Source organism: Streptomyces sp. NBC_00523, from assembly GCF_036346615.1.
Classification (GTDB): domain Bacteria; phylum Actinomycetota; class Actinomycetes; order Streptomycetales; family Streptomycetaceae; genus Streptomyces.
This window is the reverse complement of the sequence record NZ_CP107836.1, coordinates 5,112,859-5,133,850: the sequence shown is the minus strand read 5'-3', so window position 1 is coordinate 5,133,850 and position 20,992 is coordinate 5,112,859. Positions and strand designations below refer to the sequence as shown.

The window sequence follows — 20,992 nt, the reverse complement described above, 5'->3', positions numbered from 1 at the left end:
CCGCATGGTCAATCTGACGCGCATCTACACCCGTACCGGCGACAAGGGCACCACCGCCCTCGGCGACATGAGCCGCACCGCCAAGACCGATCTGCGGATCTCCGCGTACGCCGACGCCAACGAGGCCAACGCGGTCATCGGCACCGCGATCGCCCTCGGACAGCTCGACGAGGACGTCGTGAAGGTCCTCGTCCGCGTGCAGAACGACCTGTTCGACGTGGGCGCGGACCTCTCCACGCCGGTGGTCGAGGACCCGAAGTACCCGCCGCTGCGCGTCGAGCAGTCGTACGTGGACAAGCTGGAGGCCGACTGCGACCACTACCTGGAACAGGTGGAGAAGCTCCGCAGCTTCATCCTCCCGGGCGGTACACCGGGCGCGGCGCTGCTCCACCAGGCGTGCACCGTGGTCCGGCGCGCCGAGCGGTCCACCTGGGCGGCGATGGAGGTGCACGGCGAGGTGATGAACGCGCTGACGGCGACCTACCTCAACCGCCTCTCGGACCTGCTGTTCATCCTGGCCCGGGTGGCGAACAAGGAGGTCGGCGACGTCCTGTGGGTGCCGGGCGGCGAGCGCTAGGCGCTCCGGCCCGGCTCCCGTTTCGGGAACACCGTGTAGCTCGCGGCGATCACCAGGTTGATCCCGATGACCAGCAGCATCGTCCGCTGCCAGGACCGCAGCGAGCTCACGTCCCCGTCGCCGCCCACGTACCGGACGGCCGCCTGGAGCAGCGCCAGCGCGGTCGCGGCGGCCACGGTCCAGCGGCCGGCGACCTTCCACTCGTGGACCGCCCGCGCCTTCCCGTACTTCGGCGGCTTCACCGGCGGCGGGCCACCGGCGAACCGGTGGGCGACGCGGGCGTCGGCCCACTTGATGGTGGAGTGCCCGAGGCCGACGGTGAAGCCGATGTACACCGCGGCGAGCCCGTGCTTCCAGTCCGGCTCGGCGCCGTTCCTCAGGTCGACGGCGGTCACCGCGAGCAGGACCAGCTCCAGCACCGGTTCGCACAGCAGCACCGCGGCGCCCAGGCGCGGCTTGCGCGCCCCGTACCGCAGTGCCAGGCCTGCGGCCAGCAGCACCCAGAAGGCGATCTCGCAGGCGACGATGAGGGTGACGATCACGGGTCCGCTCCTTTGCGTTCCCTTCCAGCCTGGCCGCCGCGCGGGCCCGGGGCGTCGGCCCAGGTGACGAAAGACGACTGCATACTTCGATGTAGTGCCGACGCTCTCCCCGCCCCGCCCGCACCGCGACGACGTGCTCATCGCGGTCCTCGGGCTGCTCGGCGGACTGGTGCTGTGGTCGCTCAACCTGTACATGCGGACCGGTGACGTCCTCGGGGACACCCGCCTGCCGCTCGTCCCGCTCGTCGTGATGGCGGCGGCGGAGCTGCTGCGCAGGAGCGCGCCGCGCACCGCCCTGACCATCGGCTCCGTCGCGCTCGTCGCGGACCAGTGCACCCACGGCAATCTGGCCACCGTGGCGATGTACACCGACGTCATGTACGCGGCGGTGCTGTACGGCACCCCGGCGGCGGCCCGCCGCATCCCGGTGGTCACCTTCCTGATCTCCCTGGTCGTGACCATCGGCTCGCTCGCCTGGATCCGCAGCCCCGAGGCCCTGCTCCTCGGCATCGTCACCGCCCTCGTCGTCTTCGTGCCCGCCCTCACCGGGGTGAGCGTGCGCAACCACCGGGACGCCGCCGACGCGGCCCGGCTGCGCGCCGACCAGACCGCCCTCCTCGCCGAGATGGACCGCACCCAGGCGGTGACCGCCGAGCGGGCCCGGATGGCGCGCGAGCTGCACGACCTGGTCGCCAACCACCTGTCCGCGATCGCCATCCACTCCACAGCCGCGCTCTCCCTCGGCGACCCGGACACCTCGCGCAACGCCCTCGGGGTCATCCGCGAGAACTCCGTCGAGGGTCTGGCCGAAATGCGCCGCCTGATCGGGCTGCTGCGCACCGGCGCCGCCGACGCGGAGCCCAGCAGCTCGCCGTCCCTGGGTTCGCTGGACGCGCTGGTCGAGCAGCGCCGCGCGGCCGCCGCGGACGGCGGGCTGACCTGCGTACTGGAGGACACCAGGGACGGCGGGGCGCCCCTGCCGGCGCCGGTCGAGCTGGCCGCGTACAGGATCGTGCAGGAGTCCCTGACCAACGCGCTCAAGCACGCGGCGCCGGGCCCGGTGACGGTGCGGCTGGGACAGGCGGGGCGGCTGTTGACGGTGGAGGTGAGCAGCGTGCTCGGGGACCGGGCGGGGCCGCGCGCGCCGGGGTCGGGGGCCGGTCTGGTGGGGATGCGGGAACGGGTGGCGCTGCTCGGCGGGGAGTTCGAGGCGGGGCCGGTGGACAGTGTGTGGCGGGTGCGGGCCGAACTGCCCGTGGACGAAGGAGGCGTGGGGTCATGACGGTCCGGGTGGTGGTCGCGGAGGACCAGACGGCGGTACGGGCGGGGCTGGTGCTCATCCTGGGCAGCGCGCCGGACATCGAGGTCGTCGGGGAGGCCGGGGACGGCGAGGAGGCGGTACGGCTGGCCCGGGAGCTGCGGCCGGACCTGGTGCTGATGGACGTGCAGATGCCGCGCCTGGACGGGGTCGCGGCGACCCGGCAGGTGACCGCCGAGGGGCTGGCGGACGTGCTGGTGCTGACGACGTTCGACCTGGACGCCTATGTGTTCGGGGCGCTGCGGGCGGGGGCCTCGGGCTTCCTGCTGAAGGACATCGAGGCGGCCGGGCTGCTCGACGCGGTGCGCACGGTGGCGCGCGGTGAGGGGCTGATCGCCCCGGCCGTGACGCGGCGGCTGATCGCGGAGTTCGCGGGGGGCGGTTCCGTACGGGCGGACGCTCCGGACGCGTCGGTGCTGGAGGCGCTGACCCGGCGGGAGCGCGAGGTGCTGGGGTGCCTCGGCGAGGGGATGTCGAACGCGGAGATCGCCGAACGGCTGTCCATGGCGGAGGCGACGGCGAAGACGCACGTCAGCCGGTTGCTGGGGAAGCTGGAGCTGCGCAGCAGAGTCCAGGCGGCCGTGCTGGCACAGGAGTTGGGCGTCTGAGGTTTATTCGGCGGACGGTCACGATCTTTGGTCCAGACCTCTTGACGATTGGTCCAGACCTTCTTAATCTCACCGAACACACTGCGGTGAACCTGCCATGACAAAGCGGGTTCAGGGCGGCGCAGGGTTGCAGTTCACGGACCACCCCGTATGTCCGGACCTCACCCGAGGAGCACCGTTGAGCACTGAGACCCCCCGCCGTACCCGATTCAGACTCGGGTCCGGTCGAGCCACCAGAAGCAGAGCCGTCGCGGGCCTCACCGCACTGCTCCTTCCCCTTGCCGCCATGGTCGGCATGGCCTCCCCCGCCGAGGCGGCGACCTCCGCCACGGCCACGTACGTCAAGAAGTCCGACTGGGGCACCGGCTTCGAGGGCCAGTGGACGGTGAAGAACACCGGCACCACGTCCCTCAGCTCCTGGACCATCGAGTGGGACTTCCCCAGCGGCACCGGCGTCGGCTCCGCCTGGGACGCCACCGTCACCCACACGGGCAACCACTGGACCGCCAAGAACGTCGGCTGGAACGGCACCGTCGCCCCCGGCGCCAGCGTCTCCTTCGGCTTCAACGGCACCGGCTCCGGCAGCGGCGCCGCCACCAACTGCACGCTGAACGGCGCCTCCTGCGACGGCGGCCCCACCGTCCCGGGTGACAATCCCCCGTCGGCGCCGGGCACCCCCACCGCGAGCGCCGTCACCGACACCTCGGCGAAGATCAGCTGGACCGCGGCCACCGACGACAAGGGCATCAAGAACTACGACGTGCTGCGCGACGGCTCGGTCGTCGCCACGGTCACCGGCACCACGTACACGAACACCGGCCTCACCGCGGGCACGGACTACTCGTACAGCGTGCAGGCGCGGGACACCGCCGACCAGACCGGCCCGGTCAGCGGCGCGGTCAAGGTCCACACCACGGGCGGCGGCGGCACCGACCCCGGCACCGGCGACAAGGTGAACCTCGGCTACTTCGCCGAGTGGGGCGTCTACGGGCGCAACTACCACGTCAAGAACCTGGACACGTCCGGTTCGGCCGCGAAGATCACGCACATCAACTACGCCTTCGGCAACGTCCAGGGCGGCAAGTGCACCATCGGCGACTCCTACGCCGACTACGACAAGGCGTACACCGCCGACCAGTCCGTCGACGGCGTCGCCGACACCTGGGACCAGCCGCTGCGCGGCAGCTTCAACCAGCTGCGCAAGCTGAAGGCGAAGTACCCCCACATCAAGGTGCTGTGGTCCTTCGGCGGCTGGACCTGGTCCGGCGGCTTCGGCCAGGCTGCCCAGAACCCGGCCGCGTTCGCCGACTCCTGCTACAGCCTGGTCGAGGACCCGCGCTGGGCCGATGTCTTCGACGGCATCGACATCGACTGGGAGTACCCCAACGCCTGCGGCCTGACCTGTGACACCAGCGGCCCGGACGCGCTGAAGAAGCTCACCTCGGCGCTGCGCACCAAGTTCGGCAGCAACAACCTGGTCACCGCCGCCATCACGGCCGACGGATCCCAGGGCGGCAAGATCGACCTGGCGGACTACGCCGGCGCCGCGCAGTCGCTCAACTGGTACAACGTGATGACGTACGACTTCTTCGGCGCCTGGGACGCGAAGGGCCCGACCGCCCCGCACTCCCCGCTGAACTCGTACTCCGGCATCCCGATCGCGGGCTTCAACTCCGCCGACGCCATCGCCAAGCTGAAGGCCCAGGGCGTCCCCGCGTCCAAGCTGCTGCTCGGCATCGGCTTCTACGGCCGCGGCTGGACCGGCGTCACCCAGGACGCGCCCGGCGGCACCGCCACCGGCGCCGCCCCGGGCACGTACGAGGCGGGCATCGAGGACTACAAGGTCCTCAAGAACACCTGCCCGTCCACCGGCACGATCGCCGGCACCGCGTACGCCCACTGCGGCACCAACTGGTGGAGCTACGACACCCCGGCCACCATCAAGTCGAAGATGGCCTGGGCGAAGTCGCAGGGCCTGGGAGGCGCGTTCTTCTGGGAGTTCAGCGGGGACACCAGCAACGGTGAACTCGTGAGCGCGATGAACACCGGCCTCAACTAGCCCCCGAGGCTCAACCCCCCGAAAACGCCGGGGAGACAGGTCCGCCCCCTGTCTCCCCGGTTTTTCGCGTGCCCGCGGCGCCATTAAGGTGCCGCCGCGTCGATCAGCACCTGGACACCGTCGAGGATGCGGTCCAGGCCGAAGTCCGGCGAGTCGGTGCCGCTCGCGTCGAAGGCCCCGGCGGCGATGGCCCGGGTGAGCGCGGGGAACCGGTCGGCGTGCCGTTCCAGGAGTTCCCCGGTCAGCCGGCCCCACTCCCGGGCGTGCTCCGCGTCGAAGTCCGCCGTCTGCTGAGCGAGGCTGCGCACCTGGCCGATCAGCAGCAGGACGACCTGTTGCCGGTCGGCGGCCCCGAGCCCCGTCGGCTCCAGCGCGGCGTGGGCCGCGTCCAGCCAGCCCAGCTGGTGCGGGCCCATGATCTGCCGGCGCATCGCGGTGGCCGCGAGCAGCCAGGGGTGGTCCGCGTACACCTGCCGGGACCGCCGGCTCCAGGCGGCCAGCCGCTCCCGCCAGCCCGGACCCGCGTCCGCGAGGTCGGGTACGTCGGCGAGCGCCACCTCCACCATGAGCTCGACCAGCTCCGTCTTGCCGGGCACATAGCGGTAGAGCGCCATCCCGGAGACCCCGAGCCCGGCCGCCACGCGCCCCATGGAGACCGCGTCCAGGCCCTCCGCGTCGGCGACCGCGACCGCCTCGTCGGCGATCCGGCGCGGGGTCAGCGAGGGCTTGGGGCCCCGGGCGGGCCGCTCCCGCTCGCCCCAGAGGAGCTCGACCCCGGCCCGCATGTCCCTCGGCCCCGTCCGCTTGCTTCTCCCGGCTGCCCCGGCCATCGCGTACTCCCTGGTCTCCGTCGGACGGTTGACACCATCTAAACAACTGTATACACCTTAAGCACTACCGCTTACGCCATAAACAGTTTAAGGAGTCAGCCATGCCGGCCACGATCGTCACCGCGTCCGCCGCCGCCCTGATAGCCGGCCCCGCCGCCGGAATGCTGGGCTACCGGCAGCTCAAGCGCACCGCCCACGCCCGGAAGCTGCGCATCACCGCACCGCACGGGATCGAGGAGTCGGGCTTCGTCCGGATCGGCGGCATCGACCAGTGGATCTCCGTACGCGGCGACGACCGCGCCAACCCGGTGATCCTGGAGATCCACGGCGGCCCCGGCGCCTCCAACCACATCTTCCTGCCGCGCACCCGGGGCTGGGAGCAGCACTTCACCGTCGTCCGCTGGGACATGCGCGGCGCCGGCCACACCTTCGCCGCGCACGGCCCCGACGGCCAGGGGGAGTTCACCCTGGACCGGCTGTACGAGGACGCCCTGGAGGTCACCGACCACATCCGGTCCCGGATGGGCATCGACAAGGTGCTGCTGGTGGCCAACTCGTTCGGCACCGCCATCGGGCTGCGGCTGGCCCGCAATCACCCCGAGCGCTACTCCGCGTACGTGGGCACCGACCAGAACATCAACGGGGGCGGCCGCGACCGAAGCGCCCACGACGCCCTGCTGGAGCGTCTCCGGGCGGCCGGGAAGCGCAAGGACCTGGCCGCCGCCCGCGCGATGGGCCCCGACCCTGCCGCCTGGACCCCGGAACAGTGGTCGGCCCGCGCGAAGATCGTCGTGACGTCCGACCCGCTGACCTACGCCACCATGAAGACCGTGGTGGTCCGCTCGCTGTGGTTCTCACCCCGGCACACGCTGCGCGGGCTGCGCTCCTACATGGGCGCGATGACCTTCTCGGAACAGGTGGGCCCGGAGGCCGTGACGATCGACGAGTGGGCCGAGGGCACCGACTTCGCCCTGCCGTTCTTCGTCTTCCAGGGGGCGCACGACGTCCTGACGCCGCCGGCCCCGGCACGCGCGTTCTACGAGGCCGTCACGGCACCGGCCAAGGACTTCGCGCTCATCGAGGACGCGAGCCACTTCGCGTCGTTCCGGCACCCGGACCGCTTCCTGGAGCTGCTGCTGACCCGGGTGCGCCCGACGGTCGCGGCCTGATCCGGCGTACAGCGCTAGGCGACGTTGACCCGCTGGCCGGGCGGGGCCGCCTCCAGCCAGGCGAGGAAACCGGTCAGGGCGTCCTCGCTCATCGCCAGCTCCAGGCGGGTCTCCCGGTGGAGACAGCCGAGCACGATCGCGTCGGAGAGCAGCGCCAGCTCCTCCTCGCCCTCCGGCATCCGGCGGGCCACGACCTCGATCGCGGACCGTTCCAGGACCCGGCGCGGACGCGGCGAGTAGCTGAAGACCCGGAACCAGTTCACCTTGTCGCCGCTGTACCGGGCGACGCCGTACACCCAGCCCTTGCCGGACAGGTCGGGTTCCTCGGGTACGTTCCACCGGAGACTGCAGTCGAAGGTCCCGCCGGAACGCTGGATCAGCCGCCGGCGCAGACCGAAGACGAAGAGTCCCAGCGCGACCAGTGCGACGACCAGTCCGCCCACCCACAGCGCGAGGTACATCTCCACCGACCTCCTCGCATCATCGAGTAAACGGATACCGTCCGTACGTCACCTGCATCTGCATCGCCTCAGCCGCGACACGGTCCGGAGAGGTCTCCGGCACGGGCCGCGGCTGAGGGTAAATCCATGTCGTGAGGTGGCTAGTGTGCCGCCACCGCACGCAGTCGCACTTCGGCGCGCCGCTCGGAAGCGGCGTCCGTGTCCGACTTCGCACGCTCCAGCGCACGCTCGGCGCGCTGGACGTCGATCTCGTCGGCAAGCTCCGCGATCTCCGCGAGAAGCGAAAGCTTGTCGTCGGCGAACGAGATGAAACCGCCGTGCACGGCGGCGACGACGGTCGCGCCCTCGCTCGTACGGATCGTCACCGGGCCCGATTCCAGCACACCCAGAAGCGGCTGGTGACCGGGCATGACGCCGATGTCGCCGGACGTGGTGCGCGCGACGACCAGGGTGGCCTCGCCGGACCAGACACTGCGGTCCGCGGCGACCAGCTCGACGTGCAGCTCAGCAGCCAAGGGTGGCTCCTCGGGTCACCACCCGGCGGTCGTGCCGGGTGTTGGGTCAATTCTACGGGGCGTGGTGAGGGGGACGGGACGCACCCGCCCCCCTCGGTGAGCCGGGGGCTCAGGAGACGCCGAGCTCCTTGGCGTTGGCCTTCAGGTCCTCGATGCCACCGCACATGAAGAACGCCTGCTCGGGGAAGTGGTCGTACTCACCGTCGCAGATCGAGTTGAACGCGGCGATCGACTCGTCGAGCGGAACGTCCGAACCGTCCACGCCGGTGAACTGCTTGGCGACGTGGGTGTTCTGCGACAGGAAGCGCTCGACGCGACGGGCACGGTGGACAACGAGCTTGTCCTCCTCGCCCAGCTCGTCGATACCGAGGATCGCGATGATGTCCTGGAGGTCCTTGTACTTCTGGAGGATCCCCTTGACACGCATGGCGGCCTCGTAGTGGTCCGCCGCGATGTACCGCGGGTCGAGGATGCGGGACGTCGAGTCCAGCGGGTCCACGGCCGGGTAGATGCCCTTCTCGGAGATCGGACGGGAGAGAACCGTCGTCGCGTCGAGGTGGGCGAAGGTGGTCGCCGGCGCCGGGTCGGTCAGGTCGTCCGCGGGGACGTAGATCGCCTGCATCGAGGTGATCGAGTGACCGCGGGTCGACGTGATGCGCTCCTGGAGCAGACCCATCTCGTCGGCCAGGTTCGGCTGGTAACCCACCGCGGACGGCATGCGGCCGAGCAGGGTGGACACCTCGGAACCGGCCTGGGTGTACCGGAAGATGTTGTCGATGAAGAAGAGCACGTCCTGCTTCTGCACATCGCGGAAGTACTCCGCCATGGTCAGACCGGCCAGGGCGACGCGGAGACGGGTCCCCGGCGGCTCGTCCATCTGGCCGAAGACGAGCGCCGTCTTGTCGATGACGCCGGAGTCGGCCATCTCCTCGATGAGGTCGTTGCCCTCACGGGTGCGCTCACCGACGCCCGCGAACACCGACACACCGTCGTGGTTGTTGGCGACGCGGTAGATCATCTCCTGGATCAGCACGGTCTTGCCGACACCGGCACCACCGAACAGACCGATCTTTCCACCCTTGACGTACGGGGTGAGGAGGTCGATGACCTTGACGCCGGTCTCGAACATCTCGGTCTTGGACTCGAGCTGGTCGAAGTTGGGCGCCTTGCGGTGGATCGGCCAGCGCTCGGTGACCTCGGCCTCGGCCTCGGGCTTGTTCAGGATCTGGCCAAGGGTGTTGAACACCTTGCCCTTGGTGATGTCGCCGACGGGGACCGTGATGCCGGTGCCCGTGTCGGTGACCGGGGCCTGGCGGACCAGACCGTCGGTCGGCTGCATCGAGATCGCGCGGATCACGCCGTCGCCGAGGTGCTGGGCGACCTCGAGCGTCAGCGTCTTGAGCTTGCCGTCCTCGGCCGGGTCGGCCACCTCGACGGTCAGCGCGTTGTAGATCTCCGGCATCGCGTCGACGGGGAACTCCACGTCGACGACCGGGCCGATGACCCGGGCGACGCGGCCCGTGGCAACGGCCGTCTCAACTGTGGTCGTCATTACTTGTCACTCCCCGCGGTCGCGTCGGCCAGCGCACTGGCACCACCGACGATCTCGCTGATTTCCTGGGTGATTTCGGCCTGGCGGGCCGCGTTGGCAAGCCGGGAGAGCGTCTTGATGAGCTCACCGGCGTTGTCGGTGGCCGACTTCATCGCGCGGCGGCGGGCAGCGTGCTCGGAAGCAGCGGCCTGCAGCAGCGCGTTGTAGATACGGCTCTCGACGTACCGCGGAAGCAGGGCGTCGAGGACGTCCTCCGCCGACGGCTCGAAGTCGAAGAGCGGCAGGATCTCGCCCTTGCCGTCCTCCTTCTCCGTGGCATCGAGACTGAGCGGCAGCATCCGGTCGTCGACCGGGTTCTGCGTCATCATCGACACGAACTCCGTGAAGACGATGTGCAGCTCGTCGACGCCGCCCTCGGCGGTCTCCTTGGTGACCGCCTCGATCAGCGGAGCAGCCGCCCGCTTGGCATCCGCGTACGTCGGGCTGTCGGTGAAGCCGGTCCACGAGTCCGCGATCTTGCGCTCGCGGAACCCGTAGTAGGCGACACCCTTGCGGCCGATCACGTACGTGTCGACCTCCTTGCCCTCACCGCGCAGCCGCTCGGTCAGCTTCTCCGCGGCCTTGATGGCGTTGGAGGAGTAACCGCCGGCCAGACCGCGGTCGCTCGTGATGAGCAGGATCGCGGCCCGGGCCGGGGACTCGGCCTCGGTGGTCAGCGGGTGCTTGGTGGTGGAGCCGGTCGCCACCGCCGTCACCGCGCGGGTCAGCTCGGTGGCGTACGGCGTCGACGCCGCCACCTGGCGCTGCGCCTTGACGATGCGCGAGGCGGCGATCATCTCCATCGCCTTGGTGATCTTCTTCGTGGCGGTGACGGAGCGGATGCGGCGCTTGTAAACGCGAAGCTGAGCGCCCATCGATCAGCCCTCGCCCAGGAGCTTGCCGTCCGAGGTCTCGAACTGCTGCTTGAAGGCGGCCACGGCGTCGGCGATCGCCTCAAGCGTGTCGTTGGACATCTTGGCGCCCTCGCGGATGCTGGTGAGGAGGTCCTTGCGCTCGCGGCGCAGGTACTCCAGCAGCTCCGTCTCGAAGCGGCGGATGTCCTCGACCGGGACGTCGTCCATCTTGCCGTTGGTGCCGGCCCAGACGGAGACGACCTGCTCCTCGACGGGGAACGGGGCGTACTGCGGCTGCTTCAGCAGCTCGACCATGCGCTTACCGCGCTCCAGCGACGCCTTGGAGGCCGCGTCCAGGTCGGAGCCGAAGGCGGCGAACGCCTCCAGTTCGCGGTACTGGGCGAGGTCCACGCGGAGTCGGCCGGACACCTGGCGCATGGCCTTGTGCTGGGCGGAGCCACCGACGCGGGAGACCGAGATACCGACGTTCAGGGCCGGACGCTGACCGGCGTTGAACAGGTCGGACTCCAGGAAGCACTGGCCGTCGGTGATGGAGATGACGTTGGTCGGGATGAACGCCGACACGTCGTTCGCCTTGGTCTCGACGATCGGGAGACCCGTCATCGAACCGGCACCCATGTCGTCGGAGAGCTTGGCGCAGCGCTCCAGCAGACGCGAGTGGAGGTAGAAGACGTCGCCGGGGTACGCCTCACGGCCCGGCGGACGGCGCAGCAGCAGGGACACGGCGCGGTAGGCGTCGGCCTGCTTCGAAAGGTCGTCGAAGATGATCAGGACGTGCTTGCCCTGGTACATCCAGTGCTGGCCGATGGCCGAGCCGGTGTACGGCGCGAGGTACTTGAAGCCGGCCGGGTCGGACGCCGGGGCGGCGACGATGGTCGTGTACTCCAGGGCGCCGGCCTCTTCGAGGGCGCCGCGCACGGAGGCGATCGTGGAGCCCTTCTGACCGATGGCGACGTAGATGCAGCGCACCTGCTTGTTCACGTCGCCCGAGCGCCAGTTGTCGCGCTGGTTGATGATCGTGTCGACGGCCAGAGCGGTCTTACCCGTCTGACGGTCGCCGATGATCAGCTGACGCTGGCCGCGGCCGATCGGCACCATGGCGTCGACGGCCTTGTAGCCGGTCTGCATCGGCTCGTGCACCGACTTACGGACCATGACGCCAGGGGCCTGCAGCTCGAGGGCGCGGCGGCCGTCGGTCGCGATCTCGCCGAGACCGTCGATCGGGTTGCCGAGCGGGTCGACGACGCGGCCGAGGTAGCCCTCGCCGACGCCGACGGAGAGCACCTCACCGGTGCGCTGCACCGGCTGGCCCTCCTCGATGCCGCTGAACTCGCCGAGGACGATCGCACCGATCTCGCGCTCCTCGAGGTTGAGGGCGAGACCGAGGGTGCCGTCCTCGAACTTCAGCAGCTCGTTCGCCATGGCGGAGGGCAGGCCCTCCACCTTCGCGATGCCGTCGCCGGCAACGCTGACCGTACCGACCTCCTCGCGCGAGGCCGCGTCCGGCTTGTACGACTGGACAAAGTTCTCCAGCGCGTCCCGGATCTCCTCCGGCCGGATCGTGAGCTCCGCCATCTGGGTTCCCTGCTCTCCTTGTTGGGCCCGAAGTTTCTTAAGGGGGTCTGGGGGCGACCCCCAGGAATCTTCTGCAATTTCTGCACGGCCCAACCGGGCCGCTGGTCTTGCTCTGTTCTGTTGCGCTGTGCCTGCGTCAGCCGGCCATACGGCGGGTCGCCTCGTCGAGGCGGTCCGCGATGGTGCCGTTGATGACCTCGTCGCCGACCCGCACCGCGATCCCGCCGAGGACCGAGGGGTCCACGTCCAGGTTCAGGTGCATCTGGCGGCCGTAGATCTTCGCCAGCGCGGCGCCCAGGCGCTGCTTCTGCCGGTCGCTGAGCGGCACCGCGGAGGTGACGATCGCGACCATGCGCTCCCGGCGCTCCGCGGCGAGCTTGGACAGGGAGTCGAGTCCCGCTTCCAGGCTACGTCCACGCGGCTGGGTGACAAGCCGCACGATGACGCGCTCGGTGGCGGGCCGCGCCTTGCCGCCGAGCAGGCTGCGGAGCAGCTCGCCCTTGGCGGCGGGGGTCGCGGTCCGGCTGGTGAGCGCGGCACGCAGGCCGGTGTCCGAGGCGACGATGCGGCCGAACCGGAAGAGTTCGTCCTCGACGTCGTCCAGGTCACCGTTCCGCTGGGCGGCGGTGAGGTCGGCGGTGTTCGCCAGTTCCTCGACCGAGTCGACCAGGTCACGCGACTGCGACCAGCGCGAGCGGACCATGCCCGAGACCAGGTCGACGGCTTCGCCGCCCACCTGGCCGCCGAGCAGGCGGCCTGCCAGCTCGGCCCTGGCCTCGCCCGGCTGCGCCGGGTCGGTCAGGACCCGGCGCAGCGACACCTCGCGGTGCAGCAGCGCCGTGACGCCGGCCAGGTCCTCGGCGAGCTTCGCCGCGTCGACCGACGTGGAGTCGGTCAGCGCGTCGAGACGCTCGCGTGCGGCAGCCAGTGCCTCGCGGCTCGCGCTGTTCATCGGACGGCCTCGGCCTTCGCTTCGAGCTCGTCGAGGAAGCGGTCGACGGTGCCACTCTGCCGGGCGTGGTCCTCCAGGGACTCACCGACGAGCTTGCCGGCCAGGGCGGTGGCGAGCTTGCCCACGTCCTGGCGCAGCGCGGCGGCGGCGGCCTTGCGGTCGGCCTCGATCTGGGCGTGGCCGGCGGCGACGATCTCGTCGCGCTGGCGCTGGCCCTCTGCACGCATTTCCTGCAGGATCACGGCGCCCTGCTCCTGCGCCTCCTGGCGCATGCGAGCGGCTTCGTGGCGGGCCTCGGCGAGCTGAGCCTTGTACTGCTCAAGAACGCTCTGGGCCTCGGTCTGGGCCGCATCGGCCTTCTCGATACCGCCTTCGATGGCCTCGCGGCGCTCTTCCAGAACCTTGTTGATGTTCGGGAGGAGCTTCTTGGCGAGGAAGCCGAAGACGATGACGAAAGCGATGAGGCCAATGACGAGCTCAGGGATCGGCGGAATGAGCGGGTTTTCCTGCTCCTCCGCCGCGAGCTGAACCAGGGGGTTCACGTCAGTGCCTTCCGTCGAATGGGCTGTTCGCGACCGGTCAGGCGGTCGGGTAGACGAACGGCATGACCAGACCGATCAGGGCGAGCGCCTCACAGAAGGCGAAGCCGAGAATCTGGTTGGCGCGGATGAGACCGGCAGCCTCGGGCTGACGGGCGAGCGCCTGGGTGCCGTTACCGAAGATGATGCCGATGCCGACGCCGGGGCCGATCGCGGCGAGGCCGTAACCGATCGAGCCGAGGTTGCCCTTGATTTCGACGCCGGCGGCGAGGGTCTGGAGAGCGGACATGCCGGTTCTTCCTTCTCTTTCAATGTCCGGTGGGGGTTGGCCACCGGGTGCTTCAGGAGTGGGGTGCTCAGTGGCCCTTGGCGAGAGCGCCCTGGATGTAGCTGCAGGCCAGCAGCACGAAGACGTAAGCCTGAACAGCCTGGATGAAGAGTTCGAAGGCCGTCATCACGAGGACCATCACGAACGACACGCCCGCGTAGGCGATGCCGATGCCGTTGAGCATGTACCAGCTGGCGATCGTGAAGAGCAGCAGGAGCGTGTGGCCCGCGAACATGTTGGCGAAGAGTCGGACCGCGTGCGTGAACGGCCGGACCAGGAGGTTCGAGAAGAACTCGATGGTCATCGAGAGCGGCAGGACCCCGCCGAGGTTCTTGTCGTAGCCCGTGAAGTTCTTGAGGGCGCCGACGAACCCGTGCTTCTTGAAGGTCAGACCGACCCAGAGCAGGTAGACGATTCCGGCGAGGACCGCCGGGTACGAAATGATCGCCGTCACGGGGAACTGGGCAATCGGGATGATGGACCAGAGGTTCATCATCCAGATGACGAAGAACAGGGAGACCATCAGCGGGACGTACTTCTCGCCGTCGCGCTTGCCGATCGTCTCGTAGACGATGCCGCGGCGGATGAAGTCGTATCCGGCCTCGGCCGTCATCTGGAGCTTGCCGGGCACCAACTTCGGCTTGCGGAAGGCGGCCCAGAAGAAGCCCACGATGATCACCGAGCCGAGCAGGGCCAGCAGCATCGTCTTGTTGAAGTACAAGTTGCTGTCCGCGTCGCCCCAGAGGGGCTCGAACAGGAACGAGTGCAGGCCGGGTGCCGGAAAGCCACAACCGTCGAAGAGGTGGCAATCGGTCTCGAAGGCGAGCACCTGTGTCGGGTCAGCACTCACCGCGGGCTCCTTCAGCGTGGCGCATAGGTACGGCAACCTCGTTGTGTCGGCGCGGCGCGCAGCCGCGGTTCGGCACTGGACTGGTGTTTCGGATGTGTGAGCGGCAGTCAGGCATGTGAGCCTCGCGATCGAGCAGGCGTCAGCTCACATGCACGCGCCCGCAGTGCCGCAGTTGGAACCGGACGATAGCAGGGTCCTGACCCCGCACTTATTCCGCCCCTACCCTTCACGCGTCGGACCCCGGTTTCCCGGCCTTGTCGGCCTTCTCGGATTCGGGTTCCACGTAAAGGATCTTCGCCTTCATGTGCGCACGCGCCTGTGCGCCGATCCACACGAGGGTGGTCGCGACCAGGGTGATCGCGAACGCCTTCGGGTTGAACAGCGAGGTGTTCTTGAATACGGCGACGAAGATGAACAGCAGCAGGAGCTGTGCCGTGTAGAGCGCGAGCCCCATCGCCTGGAACAGGTGGGGCATGGACCTCGCGGTCCGTTGCAGGACCAGAAGTCCGATCCCCATGAAGAGGATGACCACGACCGTCCCCACGATCGCGCCCAGGGCTCCCTTGCCACCGGCGACGCCAGCGCTGATCGCGGCGGCTACGGCGCCGGCGACAGCGGTGGGTACGGCGGTCTGGAGGAGAGTCCGGACGTCGTTGGACGGCATGGCGGCAGCTCCGCTTGCAGGGGGTGGGCAGTGTGTCGTCATGGACGAGCGTAGGCCCGGTCCGAGTCGATGCCTCGGGCCGATGGACCGTGCTACATCAGGTCCTTCGGCTCTGTCACCGGGCTTCGTGAACGGTATCACAAACTATTTGATGAGGTCTTTACCTAGAAAGTGTGCTTGCTGTCACACGTGAGGGCTAACGAGCACGCGTGAGCGGGGCACGGCGTCACTTTGTCTGCTAATGGGCGCCACTGCCCGATTCAGTGACGGGTGGAACCGGCCGCCCGACGGTCGGTCGTACGCGAACGGTGGCCGATCGCGGTCGCCCCGTTGACGCCCGAGACGCCCGCGGCGACGGGAGCCCCGGCAGCCGACTCACGCGCCTCTGCCGCACCTCCGGCCCCCTCGGCCCCATCCGTCCCCATCTGGCCGTCCACGGCCTCCTGTTGGCCCTCCGCGGCCTCCTCCGACGCGGCGGCACCCGGCCCCTCCGGCAGACGCCGTCTGCGGCGGTAGCGCGGCGGCACGAAGCGTTCCGCCCAGCGCGGGGCGCGCGGGGTGAACCGGGGCATCAGTAGCAGGATCAGTCCGAGCGCGCTCAGCCCCACGATCACGATCACGATCCACAGGGACGTCGAGTGCACCGAGTAGCCCACCGCGCCGAACGCGATCAGCGCCGACCAGAAGTACATGATCAGCACCGACCGGCTGTGCGAGTGGCCGATGTTGAGCAGCCGGTGGTGCAGGTGGCCCCGGTCCGCCGCGAACGGCGACTGGCCGTTCCAGGTGCGCCGGACGATCGCCAGCACCAGGTCCGCCGCCGGGATCGCGATGATGGTCAGCGGCAGCAGCAGCGGGATGAAGACCGGGAGCATCGCGTGGGTCGCCTGGCGCTCACTGCCCTCGAAGATCTTCATGGTGTCCGGGTCGACCTGCCCGGTCACCGAGATCGCGCCGGCCGCGAGCACCAGGCCGATGAGCATCGAACCCGAGTCGCCCATGAAGATCCGCGCGGGGTGCATGTTGTGCGGCAGGAAGCCGAGGCACATGCCCATCAGGATCGCCGCGAACAGCGTCGCCGGGGCGGCGGCCTCGATGGTGTGCCCGTACCAGAGGCGGTAGGTGTACAGGAAGAACGCGGCGGCGGCGATGAGGACCATGCCGGCCGCGAGCCCGTCCAGGCCGTCCACGAAGTTGACGGCGTTGATCGTGATGACGACCAGCGCCACGGTGAGCAGCGTGCCCTGCCACGGGGTGAGGGCCACCGTGCCGACGCCCGGGATCGGCAGCCACAGGATCGTGAGGCCCTGGAGGACCATGACGGCGGCGGCGAGCATCTGCCCGCCGAGCTTGATCAGGGCGTCGATCTCGAACTTGTCGTCGAGGACCCCGATGAGCCAGATCAGCGCCGCCCCGGAGAGCAGCGCCCTCGGTTCGCTGGAGAGCTCGAAGACCCCGTCGAGGTTGGCCAGGTGGTTGGCGACGATGAGCCCCGCGCACAGCCCGCCGAACATGGCGATGCCGCCGAGCCTCGGGGTCGGTTCGCGGTGGACGTCGCGCGCGCGGATCGCGGGCATCGCCCCGACCGCGATGGCGAACTTGCGCACCGGACCGGTGAGCAAGTAGGTCACAGCGGCCGTGACACAGAGTGTCAGCAGGTAATCACGCACGGGCTGCCCCACAGATATCGCCGGCCATCTCAGCCCACACCTTAACTAGACAGGTCCCATGGTTGAGGACACGAAGCTGTCCGCGATGGTTGCACGACACCGCTCGGGAAGATCATCGAGGGCCCCCGCAGGAAGCCCGCCGCAGGGTCAGTGGGGCGCGGAGACGCCGGTCAGCGCGGTGACGACCGGGTCCAGGGCCTGACTGATCTCGTCGCCGATGGACCGGAAGAAGGTGATCGGGGCGCCGTACGGGTCGTGGACCTCGTCCGCGTCCGGGGTCGGGGCCAGCAGCCAGCCGCGCAGTGCCGCGGCGGCCCGGACCAGGGCGCGGGCACGCTCGACCACGCCCTCCTCACGGGCGTCGGGCAGGGTGGCCGGGTCTATGGCCCGCACCAGCCTGGTGAACTCCTTCAGCGTGAAGGTGCGCAGCCCGGCCGAGTGGCCCATGGAGATGACCTGGGCGCGGTGGTCGCGGGTGGCCGTGAGCACGAGGTCGGCACGGATCACATGCTCGTCCAGCAGCTCACGGCCGGTGAAGCCGGTGGCGTCGGCGCCGAAGTCGGCGAGGACCACTTCGGCGTTGGCCTCCATCGGGGCGCCCTCATGACCCCAGGTCCCGGCGCTCTCCACGATCAGCCCGCCCTGGAGCGGGTCCCCGAGCCGGTGCACCAGGGCGTGCCGGGTCAGCCGCTCGGTGATCGGCGAGCGGCAGACGTTGCCGGTGCTGACGTGGAGGATGCGGAAAGTGTCGGGCCGCCCCGCTATGCCACGCCCCTCGGGGGCGGTCAATTGGCCACCTCGAGGTCGGGGACCACCTTGCGCAGCTCCTCCGCCGAGATCGCTCCGGCGCGCAGCAGGACGGGCACCTTGCCGGTGACGTCCACGATGGAGGAGGGCACGATGCCGGGGGTCGGGCCGCCGTCGAGGTAGACGGAGACGGAGTCGCCGAGCATCTCCTGGGCCGCGTCGCAGTCCTCCGGCGAGGGGTGGCCGGTCAGGTTGGCGCTGGAGACGGCCATCGGGCCGACCTCGGTGAGGAGCTCGATGGCGACCGGGTGCAGCGGCATCCGGACGGCGACGGTGCCCCGGGTGTCCCCGAGGTCCCACTGGAGCGACGGCTGGTGCTTGGCGACCAGGGTCAGGGCGCCCGGCCAGAACGCGTCGACCAGCTCCCACGCCTGTTCGGAGAAGTCGGTGACCAGGCCGTGCAGGGTGTTCGGGGAGCCGATGAGGACCGGCGAGGGCATGTTGCGGCCCCGGCCCTTGGCCTCCAGGAGGTCGCCGACCGCCTCGGAGGCGAAGGCGTCCGCGCCGATCCCGTACACGGTGTCGGTGGGCAGCACGACGAGCTCGCCGCGGCGGACGGCCGACGCGGCTTCGCGCAGCCCCGTCGTGCGGTCGGTCGCGTCGTTGCAGTCGTATCGCCGTGCCATCAGCCGGCCTCCTCAAGCATGTACGGGTAGGGGTGCGGGGCGCGGGTCACGGCATCGCCTTGCGGGCGGTGGCGAACCGGGGTCGCCGGTTGAGGTCGGGGTGGTCGGCCGCGTCGGCCCAGCCCCGTTCCTCGGTGAAGATCCAGGGCACCTGGCCGCCCTGGGTGTCGGCGTGCTCGATGACGACGAGGCCGCCGGGGCGGAGCAGGCGGTGCGCGGTGCGCTCGATGCCCCGGATGGTGTCGAGGCCGTCCTCGCCGGAGAACAGCGCCATCTCGGGATCGTGGTCGCGCGCCTCGGGCGCCACGTACTCCCACTCGGTGAGCGGGATGTACGGCGGGTTGGAGATGACCAGGTCGACCTGGCCGTCCAGCTCGGGCAGGGCGGTGAGCGCGTCGCCGCGGTGGACGGTGACGCGGGAGTTCTCGGCGTTCTTCCGGGTCCACTTCAGGGCGTCCTCGGAGAGCTCCACGGCGTGCACGCGGGAGCGCGGGACCTCCTGGGCCATGGCGAGGGCGATGGCGCCGGAGCCGGTGCACAGGTCCACGATCAGCGGCTCCACGACGTCCATCGCGCGGACGGCGTCTATGGCCCAGCCGACGACCGACTCGGTCTCCGGGCGGGGCACGAAGACGCCGGGCCCGACCTGGAGCTCCAGGTAGCGGAAGAAGGCGCGTCCGGTGATGTGCTGGAGGGGTTCGCGGGCCTCGCGGCGGGCGATGGTCTCCCAGTAGCGGGCGTCGAAGTCGGCGTCCGGCACGTTGTGCAGCTCGCCCCGCTTGACGCCGTGGACGAAGGCGGCAAGTTCCTCGGCATCGAATCTCGGTGAGGGAACACCGGCGTCGGCCAGCCGCTGGGTGGCCTGGGCCACCTCGGCGAGCAGCAGGTTCATCGCGGTTCTCCGTACGGGTTCACGAGCGGGGCGGGGCGGGTGGTGGGCTCAGGCGGCGGCCAGCTTGGCGGCGGAGTCGGCGTCGACGCACGCCTGGATCACCGCGTCCAGGTCCCCGTCGAGCACCTGGTCCAAGTTGTACGCCTTGAAGCCGACGCGGTGGTCCGAGATCCGGTTTTCCGGGAAGTTGTACGTCCGGATCTTCTCGGAACGGTCGACCGTACGCACCTGGCTGCGACGTACGTCCGAAGCCTCCTGCTCGGCGGCCTCCTGGGCGGCGGCGAGGAGCCGGGAGCGCAGGATGCGCATGGCCTGCTCCTTGTTCTGGAGCTGGCTCTTCTCGTTCTGGCAGGAGGCGACGACGCCGGTCGGCAGGTGCGTGATGCGGACGGCGGAGTCGGTCGTGTTGACGGACTGGCCCCCGGGTCCTGACGAGCGGTAGACGTCGATGCGGAGGTCGTTGGCGTGGATCTCGACGTCGACCTCCTCGGCCTCGGGCGTCACGAGGACACCGGCGGCGGAGGTGTGGATGCGGCCCTGGGACTCGGTGGAGGGCACGCGCTGCACGCGGTGCACCCCGCCCTCGTACTTCATCCGGGCCCAGACGCCCTGGCCGGGTTCGGTGGCCCCGTTGCCGCCCTTGGTCTTCACGGCGACCTGGACGTCCTTGTAGCCGCCGAGCTCGGACTCGGTGGAGTCGATGATCTCGGTCTTCCAGCCGACGCGCTCGGCGTAGCGCAGGTACATGCGCAGGAGGTCGCCGGCGAACAGCGCGGACTCGTCGCCGCCCGCCCCGGCCTTGATCTCCAGGAGCACGTCCTTGTCGTCGCTGGGGTCCCGGGGGACGAGCAGGAGGCGGAGCTTCTCGGTGAGCTCCTCGCGCTGCTGCTCCAGCTCCTTGACCTCGGCGGCGAAGTCGGGGTCGTCGGCGGCGAACTCGCGGGCGGTCTCGATGTCGTCACCGGACTGCTTCCAGGAGCGGTACGTCGCGACGATCGGGCTCAGCTCCGCGTAGCGCTTGTTGAGCTTGCGCGCGTTGCCCTGGTCGGCGTGGACCGCGGGGTCGGCGAGCTGCTTCTCGAGATCGGCGTGCTCACCGATCAGTTCCTCGACCGCCTCGAACATCTCGGGCTCCTGGTTCCTTCGCTCGTCGTGCCTGCCGGCCGGTGGGTGCCTGCCGGGGCCGGGATACGGAGACCCCGTGCCCGGACCGGAAAAAAACGCCGGCCACGGCGCCCCCGGGAAGAGGGCACCGCGGACCGGCGCGGACGGCTCGCTACTTGCCGGCGGCCTTGGCGCCCTTGCCGAAGCGGGCCTCGAAGCGGGCCACACGGCCACCGGTGTCGAGGATCTTCTGCTTGCCCGTGTAGAACGGGTGGCACTCGGAGCAGACCTCGGCACGGATGGTGCCGCTGTCCAGCGTGGAGCGGGTGGTGAACGACGCGCCACAGGTGCAGCTGACCTGCGTCTCGACGTACTGGGGGTGGATGTCGCGCTTCAAGGGTGTCTCCTAGGTTCGGGAGGGCACCGGGTCGTACGCGCGG

The 20,992-nt window shown here is 69.9% G+C and carries 23 protein-coding genes; 5 read left to right on the top strand and 18 right to left on the bottom strand.

Annotated features, from left to right (window positions below; all coding sequences use genetic code 11):
• The first annotated feature begins 4 nt into the window (after positions 1–4).
• Positions 5–577, top strand: coding sequence for a cob(I)yrinic acid a,c-diamide adenosyltransferase (locus OHS17_RS23515; protein ID WP_330313751.1), 573 nt, complete (start codon positions 5–7; stop codon positions 575–577).
• Here OHS17_RS23515 and OHS17_RS23510 read toward each other — a convergent pair.
• On the bottom strand, positions 574–1,119 hold the full coding sequence (locus OHS17_RS23510) for a hypothetical protein (RefSeq protein WP_330313750.1): 546 nt from the start codon (positions 1,117–1,119) through the stop codon (positions 574–576). The two genes, OHS17_RS23515 and OHS17_RS23510, sit on opposite strands and share 4 nt — an antisense overlap.
• A gap of 94 nt (positions 1,120–1,213) precedes the next feature.
• On the opposite strand from OHS17_RS23510, the gene OHS17_RS23505 reads away from it, so the two are divergent.
• The 3 genes from OHS17_RS23505 (at position 1,214) to OHS17_RS23495 (ending at position 5,104) form a co-directional block, all read left to right on the top strand.
• Complete coding sequence (locus tag OHS17_RS23505; RefSeq protein ID WP_330313749.1) at positions 1,214–2,401, top strand: sensor histidine kinase; 1,188 nt, start codon at positions 1,214–1,216, stop codon at positions 2,399–2,401.
• On the top strand, positions 2,398–3,045 hold the full coding sequence (locus OHS17_RS23500; RefSeq protein ID WP_330313748.1) for a response regulator transcription factor: 648 nt from the start codon (positions 2,398–2,400) through the stop codon (positions 3,043–3,045). The genes OHS17_RS23505 and OHS17_RS23500 overlap by 4 nt, the downstream gene beginning before the upstream one ends.
• 295 nt (positions 3,046–3,340) lie before the next feature.
• Complete coding sequence (locus OHS17_RS23495; RefSeq protein WP_383169055.1) at positions 3,341–5,104, top strand: glycosyl hydrolase family 18 protein; 1,764 nt, start codon at positions 3,341–3,343, stop codon at positions 5,102–5,104.
• 83 nt (positions 5,105–5,187) lie between these two features.
• On the opposite strand, the gene OHS17_RS23490 is transcribed toward OHS17_RS23495, so the two are convergent.
• Positions 5,188–5,934 (bottom strand): TetR/AcrR family transcriptional regulator C-terminal domain-containing protein, encoded by a 747-nt coding sequence (locus OHS17_RS23490; RefSeq protein WP_330313746.1) that lies wholly within the window; start codon positions 5,932–5,934, stop codon positions 5,188–5,190.
• Positions 5,935–6,035: 101 nt separating this feature from the next.
• Between OHS17_RS23490 and OHS17_RS23485 the strand changes: the two genes are divergently transcribed.
• The gene (locus tag OHS17_RS23485) at positions 6,036–7,103 is read left to right on the top strand and encodes an alpha/beta fold hydrolase (RefSeq protein WP_330313745.1); all 1,068 of its coding nucleotides are present in this window, start codon (positions 6,036–6,038) and stop codon (positions 7,101–7,103) included.
• Between the two features lie 14 nt (positions 7,104–7,117).
• On the opposite strand, the gene OHS17_RS23480 is transcribed toward OHS17_RS23485, so the two are convergent.
• The 16 genes from OHS17_RS23480 to rpmE form a co-directional block, all read right to left on the bottom strand.
• A complete protein-coding gene (locus OHS17_RS23480; RefSeq protein WP_020207372.1) occupies positions 7,118–7,564 on the bottom strand; it encodes a DUF2550 domain-containing protein in 447 nt (148 codons plus the stop codon).
• Positions 7,565–7,704: 140 nt separating this feature from the next.
• Positions 7,705–8,079, bottom strand: coding sequence for a F0F1 ATP synthase subunit epsilon (locus OHS17_RS23475; RefSeq protein WP_073863017.1), 375 nt, complete (start codon positions 8,077–8,079; stop codon positions 7,705–7,707).
• Positions 8,080–8,188: 109 nt separating this feature from the next.
• The gene (atpD, locus tag OHS17_RS23470) at positions 8,189–9,631 is read right to left on the bottom strand and encodes a F0F1 ATP synthase subunit beta (RefSeq protein ID WP_330313744.1); all 1,443 of its coding nucleotides are present in this window, start codon (positions 9,629–9,631) and stop codon (positions 8,189–8,191) included.
• Positions 9,631–10,545 carry a F0F1 ATP synthase subunit gamma gene (locus OHS17_RS23465; protein WP_161212583.1) on the bottom strand — a complete coding sequence of 305 codons (915 nt, stop codon included), beginning with the start codon at positions 10,543–10,545 and terminating at the stop codon, positions 9,631–9,633. Before OHS17_RS23465 ends, atpD begins: the two co-directional genes overlap by 1 nt.
• Before the next feature lie 3 nt (positions 10,546–10,548).
• Positions 10,549–12,120 carry a F0F1 ATP synthase subunit alpha gene (gene atpA / locus OHS17_RS23460; RefSeq protein ID WP_018102633.1) on the bottom strand — a complete coding sequence of 524 codons (1,572 nt, stop codon included), beginning with the start codon at positions 12,118–12,120 and terminating at the stop codon, positions 10,549–10,551.
• A gap of 136 nt (positions 12,121–12,256) precedes the next feature.
• Complete coding sequence (locus OHS17_RS23455; protein WP_161212582.1) at positions 12,257–13,072, bottom strand: F0F1 ATP synthase subunit delta; 816 nt, start codon at positions 13,070–13,072, stop codon at positions 12,257–12,259.
• Entirely contained in the window at positions 13,069–13,614 is a 546-nt protein-coding gene (locus OHS17_RS23450) for a F0F1 ATP synthase subunit B (RefSeq protein WP_330313743.1), read from the bottom strand. The genes OHS17_RS23455 and OHS17_RS23450 overlap by 4 nt, the downstream gene beginning before the upstream one ends.
• A 37-nt stretch (positions 13,615–13,651) precedes the next feature.
• Positions 13,652–13,900: an ATP synthase F0 subunit C gene (gene atpE / locus OHS17_RS23445; protein ID WP_330313742.1), complete on the bottom strand. Its 249-nt coding sequence runs from the start codon at positions 13,898–13,900 to the stop codon at positions 13,652–13,654.
• 67 nt (positions 13,901–13,967) lie between these two features.
• On the bottom strand, positions 13,968–14,789 hold the full coding sequence (atpB, locus tag OHS17_RS23440) for a F0F1 ATP synthase subunit A (protein WP_026171462.1): 822 nt from the start codon (positions 14,787–14,789) through the stop codon (positions 13,968–13,970).
• Between the two features lie 226 nt (positions 14,790–15,015).
• Positions 15,016–15,453, bottom strand: a complete 438-nt coding sequence (locus OHS17_RS23435) for a hypothetical protein (RefSeq protein WP_330313741.1) — start codon at positions 15,451–15,453, stop codon at positions 15,016–15,018.
• A 260-nt stretch (positions 15,454–15,713) separates the two neighbouring features.
• A complete protein-coding gene (locus OHS17_RS23430; RefSeq protein ID WP_330313740.1) occupies positions 15,714–17,135 on the bottom strand; it encodes an MraY family glycosyltransferase in 1,422 nt (473 codons plus the stop codon).
• A 135-nt stretch (positions 17,136–17,270) separates the two neighbouring features.
• On the bottom strand, positions 17,271–17,912 hold the full coding sequence (locus tag OHS17_RS23425; protein WP_018102640.1) for an arsenate reductase/protein-tyrosine-phosphatase family protein: 642 nt from the start codon (positions 17,910–17,912) through the stop codon (positions 17,271–17,273).
• Entirely contained in the window at positions 17,909–18,556 is a 648-nt protein-coding gene (locus OHS17_RS23420; RefSeq protein ID WP_018102641.1) for an L-threonylcarbamoyladenylate synthase, read from the bottom strand. The genes OHS17_RS23425 and OHS17_RS23420 overlap by 4 nt, the downstream gene beginning before the upstream one ends.
• Positions 18,557–18,602: 46 nt before the next feature.
• A complete protein-coding gene (prmC, locus tag OHS17_RS23415; RefSeq protein ID WP_018102642.1) occupies positions 18,603–19,448 on the bottom strand; it encodes a peptide chain release factor N(5)-glutamine methyltransferase in 846 nt (281 codons plus the stop codon).
• Between the two features lie 48 nt (positions 19,449–19,496).
• Positions 19,497–20,573 (bottom strand): peptide chain release factor 1, encoded by a 1,077-nt coding sequence (gene prfA, locus OHS17_RS23410; protein WP_018102643.1) that lies wholly within the window; start codon positions 20,571–20,573, stop codon positions 19,497–19,499.
• A 151-nt stretch (positions 20,574–20,724) separates the two neighbouring features.
• Positions 20,725–20,949, bottom strand: a complete 225-nt coding sequence (gene rpmE, locus OHS17_RS23405; protein WP_018102644.1) for a 50S ribosomal protein L31 — start codon at positions 20,947–20,949, stop codon at positions 20,725–20,727.
• Between the last annotated feature and the right edge of the window lie 43 nt (positions 20,950–20,992).

Excerpts from the sequence above, each read along its gene's own strand:
- OHS17_RS23455 (WP_161212582.1), bottom strand. The coding sequence starts at position 13,072 with ATGAACAGCGCGAGCCGCGAGGCACTGGCTGCCGCACGCGAGCGTCTC.
- OHS17_RS23490 (WP_330313746.1), bottom strand. The coding sequence starts at position 5,934 with ATGGCCGGGGCAGCCGGGAGAAGCAAGCGGACGGGGCCGAGGGACATG.
- OHS17_RS23420 (WP_018102641.1), bottom strand. The coding sequence starts at position 18,556 with ATGGCACGGCGATACGACTGCAACGACGCGACCGACCGCACGACGGGG.
- OHS17_RS23465 (WP_161212583.1), bottom strand. The coding sequence starts at position 10,545 with ATGGGCGCTCAGCTTCGCGTTTACAAGCGCCGCATCCGCTCCGTCACC.
- prmC (WP_018102642.1), bottom strand. The coding sequence starts at position 19,448 with ATGAACCTGCTGCTCGCCGAGGTGGCCCAGGCCACCCAGCGGCTGGCC.
- OHS17_RS23480 (WP_020207372.1), bottom strand. The coding sequence starts at position 7,564 with ATGTACCTCGCGCTGTGGGTGGGCGGACTGGTCGTCGCACTGGTCGCG.
- OHS17_RS23485 (WP_330313745.1), top strand. The coding sequence starts at position 6,036 with ATGCCGGCCACGATCGTCACCGCGTCCGCCGCCGCCCTGATAGCCGGC.
- OHS17_RS23495 (WP_383169055.1), top strand. The coding sequence starts at position 3,341 with ATGGCCTCCCCCGCCGAGGCGGCGACCTCCGCCACGGCCACGTACGTC.
- atpA (WP_018102633.1), bottom strand. The coding sequence starts at position 12,120 with ATGGCGGAGCTCACGATCCGGCCGGAGGAGATCCGGGACGCGCTGGAG.
- prfA (WP_018102643.1), bottom strand. The coding sequence starts at position 20,573 with ATGTTCGAGGCGGTCGAGGAACTGATCGGTGAGCACGCCGATCTCGAG.
- OHS17_RS23500 (WP_330313748.1), top strand. The coding sequence starts at position 2,398 with ATGACGGTCCGGGTGGTGGTCGCGGAGGACCAGACGGCGGTACGGGCG.
- OHS17_RS23515 (WP_330313751.1), top strand. The coding sequence starts at position 5 with ATGGTCAATCTGACGCGCATCTACACCCGTACCGGCGACAAGGGCACC.
- atpD (WP_330313744.1), bottom strand. The coding sequence starts at position 9,631 with ATGACGACCACAGTTGAGACGGCCGTTGCCACGGGCCGCGTCGCCCGG.
- OHS17_RS23435 (WP_330313741.1), bottom strand. The coding sequence starts at position 15,453 with ATGCCGTCCAACGACGTCCGGACTCTCCTCCAGACCGCCGTACCCACC.
- atpE (WP_330313742.1), bottom strand. The coding sequence starts at position 13,900 with ATGTCCGCTCTCCAGACCCTCGCCGCCGGCGTCGAAATCAAGGGCAAC.